The sequence below is a fragment of the Chromobacterium sp. S0633 genome, from assembly GCF_024158805.1.
Classification (GTDB): Bacteria; Pseudomonadota; Gammaproteobacteria; order Burkholderiales; family Chromobacteriaceae; genus Chromobacterium.
Map to the genome: position 1 here is coordinate 15,280 of NZ_JAMZGH010000008.1, position 16,272 is coordinate 31,551.

Sequence of the window (16,272 nt, forward strand, 5' to 3'; positions counted from 1 at the left end):
GTCAGTGGCTGGCCAGCCGGCTTTGCAGCTGGAACAGCTCGTTGTCGCTGCGCAGGCCCAGCTTTTTCAGCGCGGACTGCTTCTGATTGCTGATGGTCTTGATGCTGCGCGAGAACTTGACGGCGATATCGCTGACCGTCATGCCGTCCAGGCAGCAGCGCAGCACCTCGCGTTCGCGCGGGGACAGTTCCGGATGGTCCAGCAAGCTGCGCAACATGGCTTTTTGCGGCGCCGGCAGGTTGGCGCAGCTTTCGTTCAGCGCGGCGCTCATGTCCGGGCTCAGATAGCTGTGGCCGTCGGCCAGCAGGCGGATGGCGGCCACCAGTTCGTCCAGGCTCTGCTCCTTGCCGATGAAGCCGTGAGCGCCGCAGCGCAGCGCCAGCGCCACCGTGGCCGGGGTGTAATAGGCCGACATCACCAGGATGCGCACGCGGGCGAAGCGCCGGCGCAGGCCGCGGATCAGGCTGAAACCGTCGATGTCGCCGGGGCTGAGCGCGTAGTCGGTGACCACGACGTCGACGCCGTCGTGCTGCTTCAGATGCTGAATCAGCGGCGCGCTGCTGGTGAACTGTCCGGTTACGTTCAAGTCGGTTTCATCGGCCAGGAGGCCGGCCAGGCTGTTCAGCACCATCAGGTGATCGTCCAGCAAGGTGATCTGTATCGGCTGGCTCCGCAATGATTTGGCATCAGGCATATGAGTATCCCAACAGATGGCGGCGCGGCTGCGCCTTGCGCCATGGTTATGTCTCTGAACCTGTGTATTCTGTTGCGCGGGCGGCGGCTCCGGTTTCGCTTCGGCCTCAGGCTTGGTATAGGCCATTACGCAAAGGTTTGGCGGCAGGGAGCGCTTGCGCCGCCGGTCTGGCCGGCTGAGGGAACGGAGGGTGGAATGGCGGGACGGGCCAGGCGCTGCTGCGCGGCCGGCGTCGCCTGCGGCGGGGCCGGAGGCGAAAGCGTGCGCATTCGTGATCTCGTTCCCCGGATTGTTAAAGACAGCCAGCAGGCCATTATTCCGCGCCGGCTGCGCCTTGTGAAGCGATTTCGGCGACGGACGGCGACGCTTAGCGCGCTGGCATGAGGCCGGCGGCGAGGCGCCGCCGCCGGCGCGATGGCGTGTATCGGTTCTTAGAAGGCGTTTACGCTCTCGCGAGCGAGAGCGAGGCAAGGCGAAAACGAGCGAAAAAGCGGAATGTACTTGTGGTACATGGGCATTTTGAGCTCGTCCTCACCGTGCAACGCTTCACGACGCGCAGCGGATCGCAAACCGGTTCTTAGAAACCCGAGAGCACGATCTTGCCCTTGGCCCGGTTGCTCTCCAGCAAGGCGTGGGCGCGTTTCAGATTGGCGGCGTCGACGCGGCCGAAGCGCTCGGCCACCGTGCTGCGGATCAGGCCGGCGTCCACCAGCTCGGCCAGCCGGTTCAGCAGGCGGTGCTGCTCAATCTGATCGTCGGTGCGGAACAGCGAACGGGTGTACATGAACTCCCAGTGCAGCGACACGCTCTTGCGCTTCAGCTCGCGCACGTCCAGGGCCGCCGGATCGTCGATCAGCGCCAGCTTGCCCTGCGGCGCGATGGCGGCGGCGATCTCCTTGAAGTGGGCGTCGGTCTGGTTCAGGCTGGCCACGTAATCGACGCTGGGGTAGCCGATGCGCTTGAGCTCCTCGCTCAGCGGGAGGCGGTGGTCGATCACATGGTGAGCGCCCAGCTCCTTGACCCAGGCCTGGGTTTCCGGCCGCGAGGCGGTGGCGATCACGGTCAGCCCGGTCAGCTGGCGCGCCAGCTGCACCAGGATGGAGCCGACGCCTCCGGCCGCGCCCACCACCAGCAGGCTCCGGCCGCTGGGCGCGCGGTTGTCCAGCACTTGCAGCCGGTCGAACAACAGTTCCCAGGCGGTGATGGCGGTCAGCGGCAGGGCGGCGGCCTGTTCGAAGTCCAGGCTGTGCGGCATGCGGCCGACGATGCGCTCGTCCACCGCGTGCAATTCGCTATTGGCGCCGGGGCGGTGCAGCGCGCCGGCGTACCACACCTTGTCGCCGGGTTGGAACAGGCTGACCTTGTCGCCCACTGCGCGCACCACGCCGGCGACGTCCCAGCCCAGCACCTTGGGCTGGCCGGCTTCCGGCGCCGCGCCGGCGCGCACCTTGGTGTCCACCGGGTTCACTGAAACGGCTTTGACCTCCACCAACAGGTCGTGCTCGCCGATGGCGGGCTCGGGCAGCTGCACGTCCTGCAGCGATTCCGGGTGCTCGATCGGCAGATTCTGGTAATAGGCGACGGCTTTCATCTTGGTATGCTCCATAGCGTGTGGGCCGATAAGAGTCTGTTCAAAGTCTCGCGAGCAAGAGCGAGACAAGGCGAAAACGAGCGAAAAAGCGGAATGTACACGTGGTACATGAGCATTTTGAGCTTGTTTTCAACGCCGTATCGCCGAAGCGCAGCAGACTTTGAACAGGTTCTAAGGCCCGGTCTTGATGGTGCTTATGCTATTCCTATTCGACCCAACGAAAAGCCGGCTAAAATTCGATTCAGTTTCAAAAAAATTTTGACGATCATGGTCCGTTTCGAAGATTTGCAGGTATTCGTCCGCGCCGCCGACAACGGCAGCCTGTCCGCCGCCGCGCGCCAGCTGGATCTGAGCCCGGCGGTGGCCAGCGCGGCGCTGAAGCGGCTGGAAAAAACCGTGGGCGCGCAATTGCTGGCGCGCTCCACCCGCAGCCTGCGGCTGACCCTGGCCGGAGAGCGCTACCTGGCCCATGCGCGCGCCGCGCTGGAGGCGGTGGAGGCCGGCGGCCAGGCGCTGGCCTTGCAGCGTCAGGCTTTGAGCGGGGAGCTGTCGCTGTCCATGCCGTCGGACCTGGGGCGCAGCCGGCTGCGCGGCTGGCTGGACGCCTTTCTGGAGCGCCACGCCGGCCTGCGCCTGCAATTGCGGATCAGCGACCGGGTGGCGGATCTGTACCGGCAGCCGGTGGACGTGGCTCTGCGCTACGGCGTGCCGGAAGACTCCAGCCTGGTGGCCCTGCCGCTGGCGCCGGACAACCGGCGGGTGCTGTGCGCGTCGCCGGACTATCTGGCGCGCCACGGCCGGCCGCAATCACCGCAGGAACTGCGCCGCCATCAATGCCTGCGGCTGGTGTTGGGCGCGGCCTTGCACGAGCGCTGGAGTTTCAGCCAGGGTCCGCTGCGGGAGCAGGTGACAGTGGACGGCCGCCGCCAGAGCGACGACGGCGAGGTGGTGCGGCGCTGGGCGCTGGAGGGTTTGGGCATCGCCTATAAATCGCGTTTGGACGCGCTGGACGATCTGCGCGCCGGCCGTTTGCTGCCGCTGTTGGAAGATTGGCAGACCGAGGCCACGCCGCTGTGTCTGGTGATCCCGCATCGTCTGATGCTGTCGCCGGCGGTGGCGGCGCTGCGCGAGCATTTGCAGGCATGCCTGCAGGATTACCTGGCCGCGCCTTGAGCGTTGGTTTTCGGTGGAGGAGTGTGGTGGGTATCGCCTACGGCTCCACCCACCCTACAAGATCGTCCACCGTAGGGTGGGTGGAGCGCAGCGATACCCACGCGGAAACGCGATGGGATTGATGCTTGGGTCTTGGCGGCGGGCTTTGGTGGGTATCGCCTATCGGCTCCACCCACCCTACAAGACCGTCCACCGTAGGGTGGGTGGAGCGCAGCGATACCCACGCGGAAACGTGATGGGATTGATGCTTGGGTCTTGGCGGCGGGTTTTGGTGGGTATCGCCTTTCGGCTCCACCCACCCTACAAATACCCCCGACCAAACCATCCGCCGTAGGGTGGGTGAAGCGCAGCGATACCCACCGCAAGACGCTTAGCGGTTTCGCAGGCGGATGCGGCGGAAGCGCGCCTCCAGGCTGAAGCGCTGTCCCAGCGCCAGGTAGATCTGGTGTTGGCTGTCTACATGGCGGTAAACCCGGACCCGGTCGGCCCCCAGCAGCATCATGATTTCCAGATAGTTGAAAAAGCCCATCCACTGGCCGCGACCGGCGCGGTCGTCAAAATCGATGTCGCGCGCGACGCGGCTGAGCAGGCCCTTGCCGACGTACTCGCGGTTGTCCTTCAGCCATTGCAGCAGGTGGGCCGCGCATTCGCGGCCATAGGCGTGGTCGGCGAGGAGATCCTTGCTGGGCGTGGGCATTTGCCAGTAATGCCGATAGGTGCGGCCGGGGCAGAAGCGAACAAAGGGAAGCAAGGCTTCTTGCTGTTCCAGCGAGTGCAGTTTGTAGCGACGACGACGGGGGAAGGTTTGAGCGTGTTGCATGGTGTTTCTCCTGCTGTGACACAAGATAAACCACCTGCCGGGTGAGGCTGAGGTATTGGCAGGCGCGTGAGCGGATTGGCGTACCGGGCTAGCATTAAACCGGCGAGTGCATGGCACTCTCCTCCCACGCACCTGCCGAATGGCACTGCCATGGCAAAGCAGCCCACGCAGCACGCTGCGTAGGCCTGGGGGTAATGCTAGCGACGGGACGCCAATCCCGTGTGCCGCGTGTGGGCGGCAACGTGGGGATTGTTGCCGAGGGGGCGGGTGGGGTCAAGGTGGGGCGGTTGCTTTGGCTAGGTGGGTGGGTTTTGAATCCGCTGCGCGGATGATGATTTTCATTACCGGGGCTGCCCGGCGGGCAGGAAGGGGAACAACTCGGCCAAATTCCCTATCACTGAGCGAATCAAAGATTCGCACGTAGACACCCCAAAGGCCGCCCTGCAAGCCTGGCCTACGGCTTCCCGCCGGGTCCCGTCAGGCCCGAGGCGCGGCTGAACTCGCGATTTGCTAACGTCAAATCGCTCAAACAGGGCAGCCGCTTAAAACCTCGGGCCTGCCACCCGGCGGCAGGCTTGAAGGGACCAGGGGCGCGTCGGATACATGCTTTCTTTTAGGGAGCTAGGCTTATCCACAGACAAGAGCAATGAGGTCAAGTTATTCACAGAAATGACCCACTTCGCTAAACCACCTCTCTATATTCAAAAAGACCACCTTGTGTAGCGCCCAAGTGTCCCCTCGGGGCGCGCTCCGGGTTTCGCGTCCTGGGGGACGAGGGGGGGCTGGAAGGGGGCGGCGGCCCGCCCCCTCCCCGTTTGCCGCGCGGAAAGCGGCACCTAAATCAATATCCGCGTAGCGGATTCAACAGATTAATCATTAAAAAACGCTGCACCTGCCATATTCGGCTCAGCGAAGCGTTCACAGTCCCCCACTCAGCCGCCAGCGGTACGCGCCTGCCAGGCCGGATCGCTGGCGAAACGCTCCACCAGAAAATCCAGCATCGCCCGCAAGGTGGCCGGCATCTGCCGGCGCGAAGCGTAAATACCGTAAATGCCCAACTCCTGCGGCTGGTACTCCGGCAACAAAGCCACCAACTGACCGCTGGCGATCAGCGGCGCGGCGGAATACAAGGGCTGCAAGGCGATGCCCGCGCCGGCCGCGGTGGCGGACAACAAGACCATGGACTCATTGGCGCTCAGATTGCCGCTGACCGGCACCGCCAACTGCTCGCCGTGACGCTGGAAACGCCACAAGCTCTTGCCGAAATAGGAATAGGTCAGACAGTTGTGCAGAGACAAATCCTCCAGCCGCTTGGGTGCGCCGTGGGCGGCCAGATAGGCGGGAGAGGCGCAGATCACCGACGCGCAACTGGCAAGCGGCCGCGCGATCAGACTGGGGTCCAGCGCATTGGTGATGCGGATGGCCAGATCGATTCTTTCTTCCACCAGATTGACCGCGCGGTTGCTGATCTGCAGATCGATGGCGGTTTGCGGATAGCGGCGCAGAAACTCGGTCACCGCCGCCGCCAGCGCGTCCTGAGCCAGAGACTGCGCGCAGCTGATGCGCAGCAGGCCCTGCGGCTGACCGGGGTCCGCGCTGTTGGCCGCCGGCATCTGCCCGGCGATTTCCAACATCTGCCGGCAACGCGCCAGCGTCTCCTCACCGGCCGGAGTCAGGCTCAGCCGCCGGGTGGTGCGGTGCAGCAGCCGGGTGCCGGCCCATTCCTCCATTTCCGCCAGATAGCGGGTGATCATCGCCCGCGACATGTCCAGCGTATCCGCCGCGGCCACCAGGCTGCCGCGTTCGGTAATGGTCACAAACACTTGCGCCGCGGTGATCCTATCCATGATTCGCTCGATTCATGCAACTAACCATTGCTTATTATCCGGTTTTTGATTCGAAAATAGCAATCTATGATTCACATCAGGCTTGCTACCAAGCCGACCGATCTCAAATTCACCAAATGGAAACCATCATGATCCAACACCGCATTTCCGGCAGCTTTGTAGCAGGCGCCCTGTTGATGTCCGCCGCCTTCGCCCAAGCCGACGCTTTGAAAGTCGATGTCTACAACCCCGGCGCCAAGAGCCTGTTCCCGGTGTCCTCGGAATTGGTCACCGGCAAGAGCGAGGCCGTGCTGATCGACGCCCAGTTCCAGCGCAACGACGCCGAGGCCCTGGTGGCCAAGGTCAAGGCCAGCGGCAAGAAGCTGACCACGGTGTTCATCTCCCATCCGGACCCGGACTTCTACTTTGGCCTGGATGTGATCAAGGCCGCTTTCCCGGACGCCAAGGTGCTGGCCACCGCCTCCACTATTGAGGCGATCAAGGCTTCCAAGGACGGCAAGATGGCTTACTGGGGCCCGATCCTGAAGGACAACGCGCCCAAGACCGTGATCGTGCCGGAACCCATCCAGGGCGACACCCTGAAAGTGGACGGCCAGAAGTTGCAAGTGATGGGTCTGAAAGGCCCGACTCCGGACCGCACCTATATCTGGGCGCCGTCGATCAAGACCGCGATGGGCGGCGTGCTGACCTACGGCAATATGCATGTCTGGACCGCGGACACCCAAACCCCGAAAGACCGCGCGGACTGGCAGAAGTCGCTGAAGAACCTGCAGGCGTTGAAGCCCAAGGTCGTGGTGCCGGGCCATTTCCTGAACAATGCGCCGCACACCCTGGCTTCGGTGAAGTTCACCAGCGACTACCTGAAAACGCTGGAAGCGGAACTGCCTAAGGCCAAGAACTCGGCCGAACTGGTGACGGCGATGAAGCAGCGCTATCCGAAGCTGGAAGGCGTGGCGGATCTGGAGCTGAGCGCCAAGGTGCTCAAGGGCGAGATGAAGTGGCCGCAATAAGGCTCTGAGGGCAGCCAGCGAAGTCCTGATGCTGCGCGGCGCCGACTTGCCGTACTCCATGTACAGCCGGCGTCGGCGCGCCTTGCCTCAGGATTTGTTTGCCGCCCTTTATATTTTCTACGCCTGATGATTTGAATGTATGGCCGCCCGCGTTGCGGGTGGCGCAAGAAAGGAAACCGCCATGTCCGGCATTATTTTGCACACTATTTTCGATCCGCTCTGCGGCTGGTGCTACGGCGCCGCGCCCTTGCTGGAAGCCGCGCGCGGCGTGCCGGGCTTGACGGTGGCGCTGCACGGCGGCGGCATGATGGTGGGCGCCAATCGCCGCCAGGTCAGCCCGGAGTGGCGTCAATTCGTGCTGCCGCACGACCGCCGCATCGCGGAAGTCTCCGGCCAGCCTTTCGGCGAAGCGTATTTTGACGGCCTGCTCAAGGACCACGGCGCGGTGATGGATTCCGCGCCGCCCACCACCGCCGTGCTGGCGGCGGAGGAAGCGGCCGGCGGCGGGCTGGCACTGCTGCATCGCATCCAGCGCGCCCACTTCGTGGAAGGCCGCCGTATCGCGGAATTCCCGGTGCTGGCCGAACTGGCCGCCGACATCGGCCTGGACGCGGAGGCTTTCGCCGCGGCTTACCATCGCCTGGAAGGCTCGGCCACCGACGCCCACTTCGAGGAAAGCCGCCGGCTGTTGGCCCAAGTGGGCGGCCAGGGCTTCCCCACGCTGGCGCTGGAGGAAAACGGCCGGCTGACGGTGCTGGACCTGGGCGCTTATCTGGGCCGGCCGGACGCTTGGCGCGCCCGCCTGAGCCAGGCCGCGTCCAGCGCGGCGCCGGCCGCGGCGGAGACGCTGGCTTGCGGGCCGGACAGCTGTGTGTTGCCGCAATGAAGGAAGGGCATGAGCAAACCGATTTTTGGATGGAACACCATGAACGCTAATCAAACCCCGGGCCAGGGCCACCTGAGCAATGTGGACATCGTCCGCGCCACCTATGAAGGCGATTCCGAGGCCAACGGCCGCAATCTCTTGGCCGCGCTGGCGCCGGACGCGGAATGGACCGAAGCCGCCGGCTTCCCTTACGCCGGCACCTATGTCGGCGCGGAGTCCATCGTCAAGAACGTGCACGAGCGGCTGGGCCGCGAGTGGGAAGGCTACCGCGCGGCGGTGGACAGCTTCTACGACGCCGGCGAGCATGTGATCGCCCAGGGCTTCTACCACGGCGTTTACCGCGCCACCGGCAAGGGCTTCGTCGCCTCTTTCGCCCACATCTACACGCTGCGGGACGGCAAGATCGTCAAGTTCGTGCAGATTGTGGACAGCGCCAAGGTGCTGGAAGCGATGTCGGTCTGAGAACCGGTTTACGATCTGCTGCGCGTCGTGAGGCGTCACACGGTGAGTACCGGCTTCGAAATGCTCATGTACCGTGTGTACACTCCGCTTTCTCAGCCGTTTTCGCCTTGTCTCGCCTTAGCTCGCGAGATCATGAACCGGTTCTGAGAACCAGGTCCGCCAATGAAAAAACCGCCAGCCGGCAACGGTTGGCGGTTTTGTTTTGCGTACAGCAGGCGCTCAGGGGCTGATGGCGAAGAACACGAAGGACGCGAAGATCACCAGGTGGACGATGCCCTGCAAAATGGTGGTGCGGCCCACCGCCAGCGACATCGAGCTGACCAGCAGGGTCAGCACCAGGAAGATGGTTTCCTTGTTTTCCAGGCCCAGGATCAGCGGCTCGCCCATCGCCACGAAGATCATCGCCACGGTGGGAATGGTCAGGCCGATGGAGGCCAGCGCCGAGCCCAGCGCCAGGTTGAGGCTGGTCTGCACCCGGTCCGCGCGCGCGGCGTTGGCGGCGGCCAGGCCTTCCGGCAGCAGCACCAGGGCGGCGATGATGATGCCCACCACGGCGGCCGGCGCGCCGGCGGCGGCCACGAAGCCTTCGATCGACGGCGACAGCAGCTTGGCCAGGCTGACCACGCCCACCAGGCAGACCAGCAGCAGCGCCAGGCTGGTCAGCGTGACTTTGACGGACGGCGGCGGCGCGTGCTCGTCCTCGCTGCGGCTGCCTTCCAGCAGGAAGTAGTCGCGGTGGCGTATGGTCTGCACAAAGACGAAGGCGCCGTACAGCACCAGCGACACCACGCCGGTGAAGGCCAGTTGCGAGGAGGACAGCAGCGGGCCGGGCTCGCTGGTGCCGTAATTGGGCAAGACCAGCGCCAGTACGGAGATGGCGGCCAGCACGGTCAGCGCCACCTTGGCGCCGCTGAGCTGGAAGTTCTGTTCGCGATGGCGCAGGCCGCCCAGCAGCAGGCAGATGCCGACGATGCCGTTGCAGGTGATCATGATGGCGGAAAAAATGGTGTCGCGCGCCAGCGCCAGCTTGCTTTCGCCGCCGGCCAGCATGAAGGAGACGATCAGCGCCACTTCGATCACCGTCACCGCCAGCGCCAGGATCAGCGTGCCGAACGGTTCGCCCACCTTGTGCGCCACCACTTCTGCGTGATGGACGGCGGCGAAGACGGTGCCGGCCAGCAAGACGGCCAGCAAGGCGGTGAACAGCGCGGAGGCGGCAAAGGTGGGCGCTGCCACGATTGCGGCCCAGGCGACAAGCGGGGCGGCGACGGTCCAGCGGGGAATGGTGGTCAGAGACATTGTTTTCCTTGTTATTGACGGGTTGGAGTCAAGCCGCGGCGCGGGCGCCGACAGACGGGTGCTATCACTATACGAATCGGCCCGGGATCCCGCGACCCCTAAGAACCTGTTTACGATCTGCTGAGCGTCGTGAGACGTCACACGGCGAGTGCGCCTTCGAAATGCTCGTGTATCCCCTGTACATTCCGCTTTCTCAGCCGCAAGGTCTGGTCCCGCCTTAGCTCGCGAGATCGTAAACACGCCTTAAGAAGCTGTTCAACGCCTTGTCTGAGACGTGGAGCAGGCTTTAAGCGCGGCGGGGCGCGGCCGGGGGCCGAAGCGGGGGGCAAGAGCAAGGAGGCGCGACGTGCGCGCGAAGGATATAGACAATGGCAATTGGAACCGGTTCGCCAATGTCTAAAAAAAATGGCCGGAAATCCGGCCATTGGTTGAGAACGGAAGCGATCAGGCTGCGGTCGCCGGCTTCTCTTCGCGTTTCAGCCGGCGCAAGGCGCTCCACAAGGCCAGCGCGGCGGCCGTGCCCAGCAGCAGATTGACCAGCGGCATCGCCAGCCAGACGCCGTCCAGCGCCAGCCACAGCGGCAACAGCCACAAGGCCGGCAGCAGCAACAGGGTCTTGCCTATGGTCAGCAGCAGCGCCGCCCGCGTCATCGCCATCGCCTGCAGCGCGAGAATGCCGATGATCACCAGGCCGTCGAAGGGCATGGCCAGCAAGTGCAGGCGCAGCGCGTGGCTGCCGGCGGCGATCAGCGCCAGGTCTTCGCTGTTGTACATGCGCACGATCAGGGTGGGGAAGAGCTGCACCGCCGCCAGCGCGGTGAACCCCAGCAGCAGGGTGACGCGCAGGCCGTAGCGCAGCGCTTCGCGGGTGCGTTCCGGCCGGCCGGCGCCGGTGGAGTGGCTGAGCAGCGGCTGCAGGCCCACCGCCAGCCCGTGCACCACCAGGGTGAACAAGGCCTCGCTGTAGCCGGCGGTGGCGTAGGCGGCCACGCTCAGGTCCGTGCCCCAGCGCAGCAGCTGGAAGTTGTGGGCGAACATCAGCAAGGCCAGATTGAACTCCATCAGCAGGCTGGACAGGCCCAGCGCCAGGACGGGGCCGCAGCAGCGCCAGTCCAGCCGCAGGTGCGTCAAGCGCAGGCGCAGCCGCGCGTGGCGGGTGAAGAAATAGCCGAGGCCGCCCAGCATCACCACCGATTCGGACAGCAAGGTGGCCTGGGCCGAGCCGGCCAGACCCAGCTTGAACACGCCGACGAACAGGTAATTGAACACCACGTTCAACAGCGAGCCTATCACCATCAGCAGCGTGGCCAGCCGCGGGCGGCCGTCGTTGCGCAGCAGATAAGTGGCCACCATCTGGCCCATGGTGAACAGCGCGCCGCCCAGCATCCATTGCAGGTAGTTGCGCGCTTCCGCCATCACGATAGGCTGCTTGTCGGCTTGCAGCCATTGCAGCAGGGTGTCCAGATAAGTAAGGCCCAGCAGCGGGATGGCCAGGCTGATCAGGGCCAGCAGCGCCAGCGCCGCCAGCAGAGTGGAGCGCGCGCGATCATAGTCGCCGCCGCCTTGCAAAATGGCGATGCGGGTGGCCGCGCCCATGCTCAGCATGGCGCCCAGGCCCACTTGCATCATCACCAGCGGGTAGGCCAGCGAGATGGCCGCCAGGCCGTGGCTGCCGACGAAGTGGCCGACGAAGATGCCGTCTATGACCACGTAAAGGCCGGTGGCCAGCATGCCGGCGAGGGAGGGAATGGTGTATTGCCAGAACAGTTTGGACACCGGCAACGTGTCCAGATCGCGGTGGTTTGTCGTTGTGTGTGACATGGGTAGTGCCTAAGAAGAGTTTCAAAAGATCGAGGGGCGCCAGGCCGGCGCGCCTTGCCTTGAGCGCGTCGAGTGTCGTCCGTTTAATTAATCAATCACGCTTGATTAATTAATCCTTTGAGGTAGCATTCGGGGAAAAGTTCAGAGGCGGATATGGCCAGGAAAACCAAGGAAGAATCGCAAAAAACCCGGGACGCGATCCTGGACGGCGCGGAGCGGGTGTTTCTGCGGCAGGGCGTGGCCAACGCCACCATGGCGCAAATCGCCGACGAGGCGGGGGTGTCGCGCGGCGCGGTCTACGGGCATTACGACAACAAGATGGAAGTGTGCCGGGCCATGGTGGACCGCGTGTTCGAACTGGACGCGCTGCGTTTCCCGGCGGAGCGGGCGTCGGCGGGCGAGACGCTGGTGGCGGTGGGCATGTATTACCTGCGCCAGTTCCACGAACCGGGGCCGGCGCAGCGGGTGACGGAGTTTCTGTACCACAAGTGCGAGCGCAACCGGGAGAACCGCGGCATCCTGCGCCGTCGCGAACTGATGGACCGCGCCACCATGCACTATGTGCGCCGCCAGCTGCGGCGCGCCATCGCCCAGGGCGAGCTGCCGCGGGATATCGAGGTGGGCATCGCCGCGGAGTTCCTGGTGCGCTTGTTCGAGGGCATGTACGGGATGCTGGACGGCGGCAAGGCGCCGTTTGCGGCCTGCGAGCGCATTCTGCGCGCGGCCTGGCAGAGCGTGGCGACGGTGGCGGCCTGGCGGGGCGGGGCCTGAGAAGCCGTTCGATGTCTGCTGCGCGTCGGCGGAATGGATAGATAAAGGGCGTTGAAACCGGCTACGAAATGCTTACGCGCCGTATGCGCGCTCCGCTCCTTCAGCGGTTTTCGCCTTGTCCCGCCTTAGCTCGCGAGACCGTAAACCCGTTCCGGAAATCCGTGCGAAGTCCGTCGCGCGACGGCCTGGTCAGGGGCTGGCGGCCCAGGCGGCCGCGCCCATGGTCGCCGCGGCGGGCGGCGTCCGCAGCCGCAATTGGCGCGGGCTGAGGCCGAACATTTGCCGGCACAGCCGGGTCAGCGCGCTTTGATCGGAAAAGCCGCAGCTGGCGGCGATGTCGGCCAGCGGCCGGCCGCTGTGCTGGATGGCGTGGCAGGCGGCTTCCATCCGGGTGCGGCGGATGAATTCGCCGACGCTGGCCTGGAACACCCGCTTCATGCGGCGGTCCATCTGGCCGACGCTGAGGCCGGACAGATCGCACAGCTCCTCCAGGTGCAAGGGGCGGTCGAAATGGGTCTGGATGTGATCGACGCAGGCGGCGAAGCGCTCGTCCAGCAGTTTTTCGCGGGTCAGTTCGGTCAGGTCTTTGGAGATGCAGACGAGTCCGAGCAGGCGGCCGTCCGGGTCGTGCAGAGATTGCTTGTTGGTCAGGCACCAGCCGGGCGCGCGGTCGTGGTAGACGGTGAGGTCCAGCCGGTTGCGCACCGGCCGCCGTTCAGAGAACACCTGCAAATCCTGGCTGCGGTAGCGGTTGGCCATGGCGCTGGGAAACAATTCGTGCGCGGTCTTGCCTTCCGCCTGCCATTTGTTGCGCAGCGCGCAACGGCCGACGCAGCCCTCGCTTAAGGCCAGGTAGCGGCTGTCCAGGTCCTTGACCGCGAACACCACGTCGGGCAACTGATCGAACAAGGCCGCCATCGCCTGCATGGCGTTCAGATCGCTGACGATGTAGGGGCGTTGCGGCGGCATGGACATGGCGGGCGGCCTTTTAAGCGGTTTACGGTGTGTTGCGCTCCAAGGAAACAGCCGGCCGCCTGAGGCGGACCGGGCTATCCAATCTTGATGTCATTCATTAAGCATTGTTTGAAAACAAAATGCATTAATTCAACTCATTTTGCAAGTCCGCCGCGGACGGGCCGCGGCGGCTTGGTTTGGCGAGGCGGGCGCCGGGCTTTGAACCGGCCTGGGAGCCTGCTCACAGTCTCGCGAGCGAGGGCGGGGCAAGGCGAGAACCGCCGAGAAAGCGGGATGTGCAAACGGCACATGAGCGTTTCAAAGCCGTACTCGCCGCGTAAGGCCCCGCGCCTCAGATCGTAAACGGACTCTTAGTCGTAGCTGGCGCTGACCGTGACGTTGGCGAAGGGCTGACGCGCCTGCAGCGTCAGGTAGTACCAGCGGCCGGTTTGCGGCGCGGCGATGGCCACGCTTTCCTCGTTGCCGGCGACGGCGGACGCGTAGTCGTAATTGCCGGGCGTCGGGTAGCGGTCCAGCGCCACGTAGAGATCGACGTCGCCGCTGCCGCCGCTGGTCCACAGCTTGAGGTTGCGCGCGCCGGCCGGCAGCAGGATGGTGGCGTAAGCCGCGCCGGACGCGGAGGCGGAAAGGCCGCCGATGGAGCAGTTCTTGCCCAGATAGCTGGGCGAAGCCTCCTTGCACGGCGGCAGGCCGGGCTCGGACGGCAAGGGCGGCTGGCCGGCGGTGGTGGCGCTTTGCGCCCAGCTGGCGAACTCGGCGTCGTAGCGGCTGCCTATCAGCTGGATCTGGCTGCGGTAGCCGTTGTAATCGCCGCTGCGGAAGCGGGCGAGGAAGCCGTCCACGTCGCCGCGATGGCGCTCCATCATGAAGCGCGTGGCCATATAACCCCAGCGATAGGCGCGGGTCACGTAGTCCGTCATGTCGTAGGTGTTGCCGAAGATCTGGCTCAAGGTGTAGTTGCCGCTGCGGGCGGCGTCGATGGCCGGCTGGTTGCCGTTGCCCAGCGACAGGTATTCGGCCAGCCCTTCAATCCACCAGACCGTGGGCAGACGGGTGCTGGCGCCGAAGTCGCCGTACATGTCGAAGCGGCCGTCCAGGTAGTGGATGTATTCGTGCTCCAGGTTCCAGACTTTGAAGGCGGGGCGCAGCCAGGAGGCTTCGTGGGCGATGAAGCGCGCCTGGTTGCCGGCCGCGGCCGGGTCGCCTTCCAGATACATGCCGCCGTTGTCGGTGCTGATGCCGTAGATGATGGAGGCGTATTTGGCGTAGTTGTTGTAGTCGTCGAACACCACCACTTCCAGCGAGCTGTTGTTGTCGTTGGCCACCGGCTGCTTGCGGGTCTGCAGCATCTGATGGAAATAGGACTCTTCTTTTTGCAGCAGCGCGCAGGAGGACTGCAGTTGCTCGGCGCTCATTTCCTGGGCGCGGATGCGGATGCTGGCGCTGCAGGTGTAGCGGTTGACCAGGATGGCGTCGGCGAGCCGGGTTTCGAAATTGCAGGTGCCGTAGTCGGCGCAGTTGGCGGCGTCGTAATACTTGACCGCTTCGGCGGCGGCCAGCCACAGCTCGTTGTCGTTGCCGCTCATGCTGCTGCCGGACAGTATGGCCTGGGCTTGCGGCTTGATCGCCGGCTTCAGCGCCGGGTATTGCATGAAGCGCAGCCCTTCGCGGGTGGCGTCGCCCAGCTGGAAGGCGCTTTCGGTGCCGAGCAGGCTGCTCTTGTTGGCCAGGGCGAAGCGGGTCAGCGCCGCCGAATAGCTGCCGTCGTTCTGCAGCAGCGGCGCGGCGTTGGCGCGGCCGTGGGCGTAGAAGAACACGGTCAGCGCGCCGGTGAAGCCCTGGTTGGCGGTGGTTTCGCGCAGGGACTGGGCGGCGTTGGGCTGGCTGGCGCTATTGGTGTAGCGCTGCACGATGGCGCGCATGCTGGGCAGGTAATAGGCCTCGTCCGCCATATTGGTGATCAGCTTCATCACCTCGCCGGCGGTGGTGGAGGCCTGGGCGTTGGCGGAGAACAGCGCGTTGCCGTCGGCCAGTTGCTTGATGCCGGGACGCAGCACGGCGAGCAGATTGGGGTCCAGCGCCGGCAAGGCGCCGCCGCTGGCCAGGTAGTAGCCGGCGCGCAGGTAGAGGGTGAGGTTGACCAGGGCCATGGAGCCGGCGTTGTAGGCGGCGGCTTCCTGGGCGAAGCGTCCGGCGACGGCGTTGAGGTTGGCCGCGCTGTAAAGCGTGGCGGCCAGCTTGTTGTCCAGCGAGAACAGGCCGTAGGTGCAGGTGTAGTCGGGCAGGCCGGCCAGGTAGTTGGCCAAGGCCGCGCCGCTGTAGCCGGCCATGGCGCCGACATCCGGGCATTGCGCGACGGCGGCGCGTCGGATCAGCTTGCTTTTGGGCTTGCCGATCACCGTGCGCTCGTCCGGCAACTGGTAGCGGGATTGCGCGTCGCTTGGCGGACGCTGTTGCCATTGCCGCGGCGGCGGCGCTTGTTTCGGCCGGGCTTGCGCCTGGTGCGGTGCTTTTTGCAGCTTGGGCGCGGCCAGCGCCGGCTGCGCCAGCAAGGCGGCGGCCAGGCTCAGGCACAGGGCGGCGAGAGAAAGGGTCTGCATGGCTTGTCTCCGTATGTCGGGGCGTGTCCCCGATGGCGAGATCATGCCAATGGCACGGCGCGCTTTCTTGGCGCGCTTGAGCGTCCGCGCGCGCAGATTTGCCAAATCCGCGGCTGGAGACGGCGCGTCGGCGGAGGGGATTGCACGCAGGTGATTGACGCCGTCGCCGCGGAGCTATATTATCCGCCTCTCTCTGGAGGGGTTCCCGAGCGGTCAAAGGGATCAGACTGTAAATCTGACGGCTCTGCCTTCGAAGGTTCGAATCCTTCTCCCTCCACCAGATTCAACAAAAAAGCCAGGCTCTGCCTGGCTTTTTTGCGTTC

Annotated in this window: 13 protein-coding genes and 1 tRNA gene; 6 read left to right on the plus strand and 8 right to left on the minus strand. The window is 64.9% G+C overall.

From position 1 onward, the window contains the following. Position 1: 1 nt before the first annotated feature. Both NK214_RS07800 and NK214_RS07805 read right to left on the minus strand, forming a co-directional pair. The gene (locus tag NK214_RS07800) at positions 2–694 is read right to left on the minus strand and encodes a response regulator transcription factor (RefSeq protein WP_227105374.1); all 693 of its coding nucleotides are present in this window, start codon (positions 692–694) and stop codon (positions 2–4) included. A gap of 577 nt (positions 695–1,271) precedes the next feature. Continuing rightward, positions 1,272–2,285 carry a zinc-binding alcohol dehydrogenase family protein gene (locus NK214_RS07805; protein WP_253314158.1) on the minus strand — a complete coding sequence of 338 codons (1,014 nt, stop codon included), beginning with the start codon at positions 2,283–2,285 and terminating at the stop codon, positions 1,272–1,274. A 267-nt stretch (positions 2,286–2,552) separates the two neighbouring features. On the opposite strand from NK214_RS07805, the gene NK214_RS07810 reads away from it, so the two are divergent. Next, positions 2,553–3,458, plus strand: coding sequence for a LysR family transcriptional regulator (locus tag NK214_RS07810; RefSeq protein WP_107801872.1), 906 nt, complete (start codon positions 2,553–2,555; stop codon positions 3,456–3,458). A gap of 370 nt (positions 3,459–3,828) precedes the next feature. Here the strand turns inward: NK214_RS07810 and NK214_RS07815 are convergent, their stop codons facing one another. Both NK214_RS07815 and NK214_RS07820 read right to left on the minus strand, forming a co-directional pair. After that, the gene (locus NK214_RS07815; RefSeq protein ID WP_253314159.1) at positions 3,829–4,278 is read right to left on the minus strand and encodes a hypothetical protein; all 450 of its coding nucleotides are present in this window, start codon (positions 4,276–4,278) and stop codon (positions 3,829–3,831) included. Positions 4,279–5,210: 932 nt separating this feature from the next. After that, entirely contained in the window at positions 5,211–6,125 is a 915-nt protein-coding gene (locus NK214_RS07820) for a LysR family transcriptional regulator (RefSeq protein ID WP_107800809.1), read from the minus strand. A 128-nt stretch (positions 6,126–6,253) separates the two neighbouring features. On the opposite strand from NK214_RS07820, the gene NK214_RS07825 reads away from it, so the two are divergent. From NK214_RS07825 to NK214_RS07835, 3 genes are all read left to right on the plus strand, one after another. Further along, positions 6,254–7,135 carry an MBL fold metallo-hydrolase gene (locus NK214_RS07825; RefSeq protein WP_043635428.1) on the plus strand — a complete coding sequence of 294 codons (882 nt, stop codon included), beginning with the start codon at positions 6,254–6,256 and terminating at the stop codon, positions 7,133–7,135. Positions 7,136–7,316: 181 nt separating this feature from the next. Further along, positions 7,317–8,021 (plus strand): DsbA family protein, encoded by a 705-nt coding sequence (locus NK214_RS07830; RefSeq protein ID WP_305883547.1) that lies wholly within the window; start codon positions 7,317–7,319, stop codon positions 8,019–8,021. A gap of 39 nt (positions 8,022–8,060) precedes the next feature. Continuing rightward, positions 8,061–8,483, plus strand: a complete 423-nt coding sequence (locus tag NK214_RS07835) for a nuclear transport factor 2 family protein (RefSeq protein ID WP_227105369.1) — start codon at positions 8,061–8,063, stop codon at positions 8,481–8,483. 219 nt (positions 8,484–8,702) lie between these two features. On the opposite strand, the gene NK214_RS07840 is transcribed toward NK214_RS07835, so the two are convergent. Continuing rightward, positions 8,703–9,782: a calcium:proton antiporter gene (locus tag NK214_RS07840; RefSeq protein ID WP_107800807.1), complete on the minus strand. Its 1,080-nt coding sequence runs from the start codon at positions 9,780–9,782 to the stop codon at positions 8,703–8,705. 444 nt (positions 9,783–10,226) lie between these two features. After that, positions 10,227–11,603 (minus strand): MATE family efflux transporter, encoded by a 1,377-nt coding sequence (locus NK214_RS07845; RefSeq protein WP_227105367.1) that lies wholly within the window; start codon positions 11,601–11,603, stop codon positions 10,227–10,229. Positions 11,604–11,756: 153 nt separating this feature from the next. On the opposite strand from NK214_RS07845, the gene NK214_RS07850 reads away from it, so the two are divergent. Next, entirely contained in the window at positions 11,757–12,374 is a 618-nt protein-coding gene (locus NK214_RS07850; RefSeq protein ID WP_107800805.1) for a TetR family transcriptional regulator, read from the plus strand. 189 nt (positions 12,375–12,563) lie between these two features. Here the strand turns inward: NK214_RS07850 and NK214_RS07855 are convergent, their stop codons facing one another. Together NK214_RS07855 and NK214_RS07860 are read right to left on the minus strand one after the other, a co-directional pair. Next, entirely contained in the window at positions 12,564–13,349 is a 786-nt protein-coding gene (locus NK214_RS07855; RefSeq protein WP_253314160.1) for an AraC family transcriptional regulator, read from the minus strand. 350 nt (positions 13,350–13,699) lie between these two features. Next, positions 13,700–15,949 (minus strand): M9 family metallopeptidase, encoded by a 2,250-nt coding sequence (locus NK214_RS07860; protein ID WP_253314161.1) that lies wholly within the window; start codon positions 15,947–15,949, stop codon positions 13,700–13,702. Between the two features lie 195 nt (positions 15,950–16,144). On the opposite strand from NK214_RS07860, the gene NK214_RS07865 reads away from it, so the two are divergent. Further along, positions 16,145–16,229 (plus strand) — tRNA-Tyr (locus NK214_RS07865). Positions 16,230–16,272 lie beyond the last annotated feature (43 nt).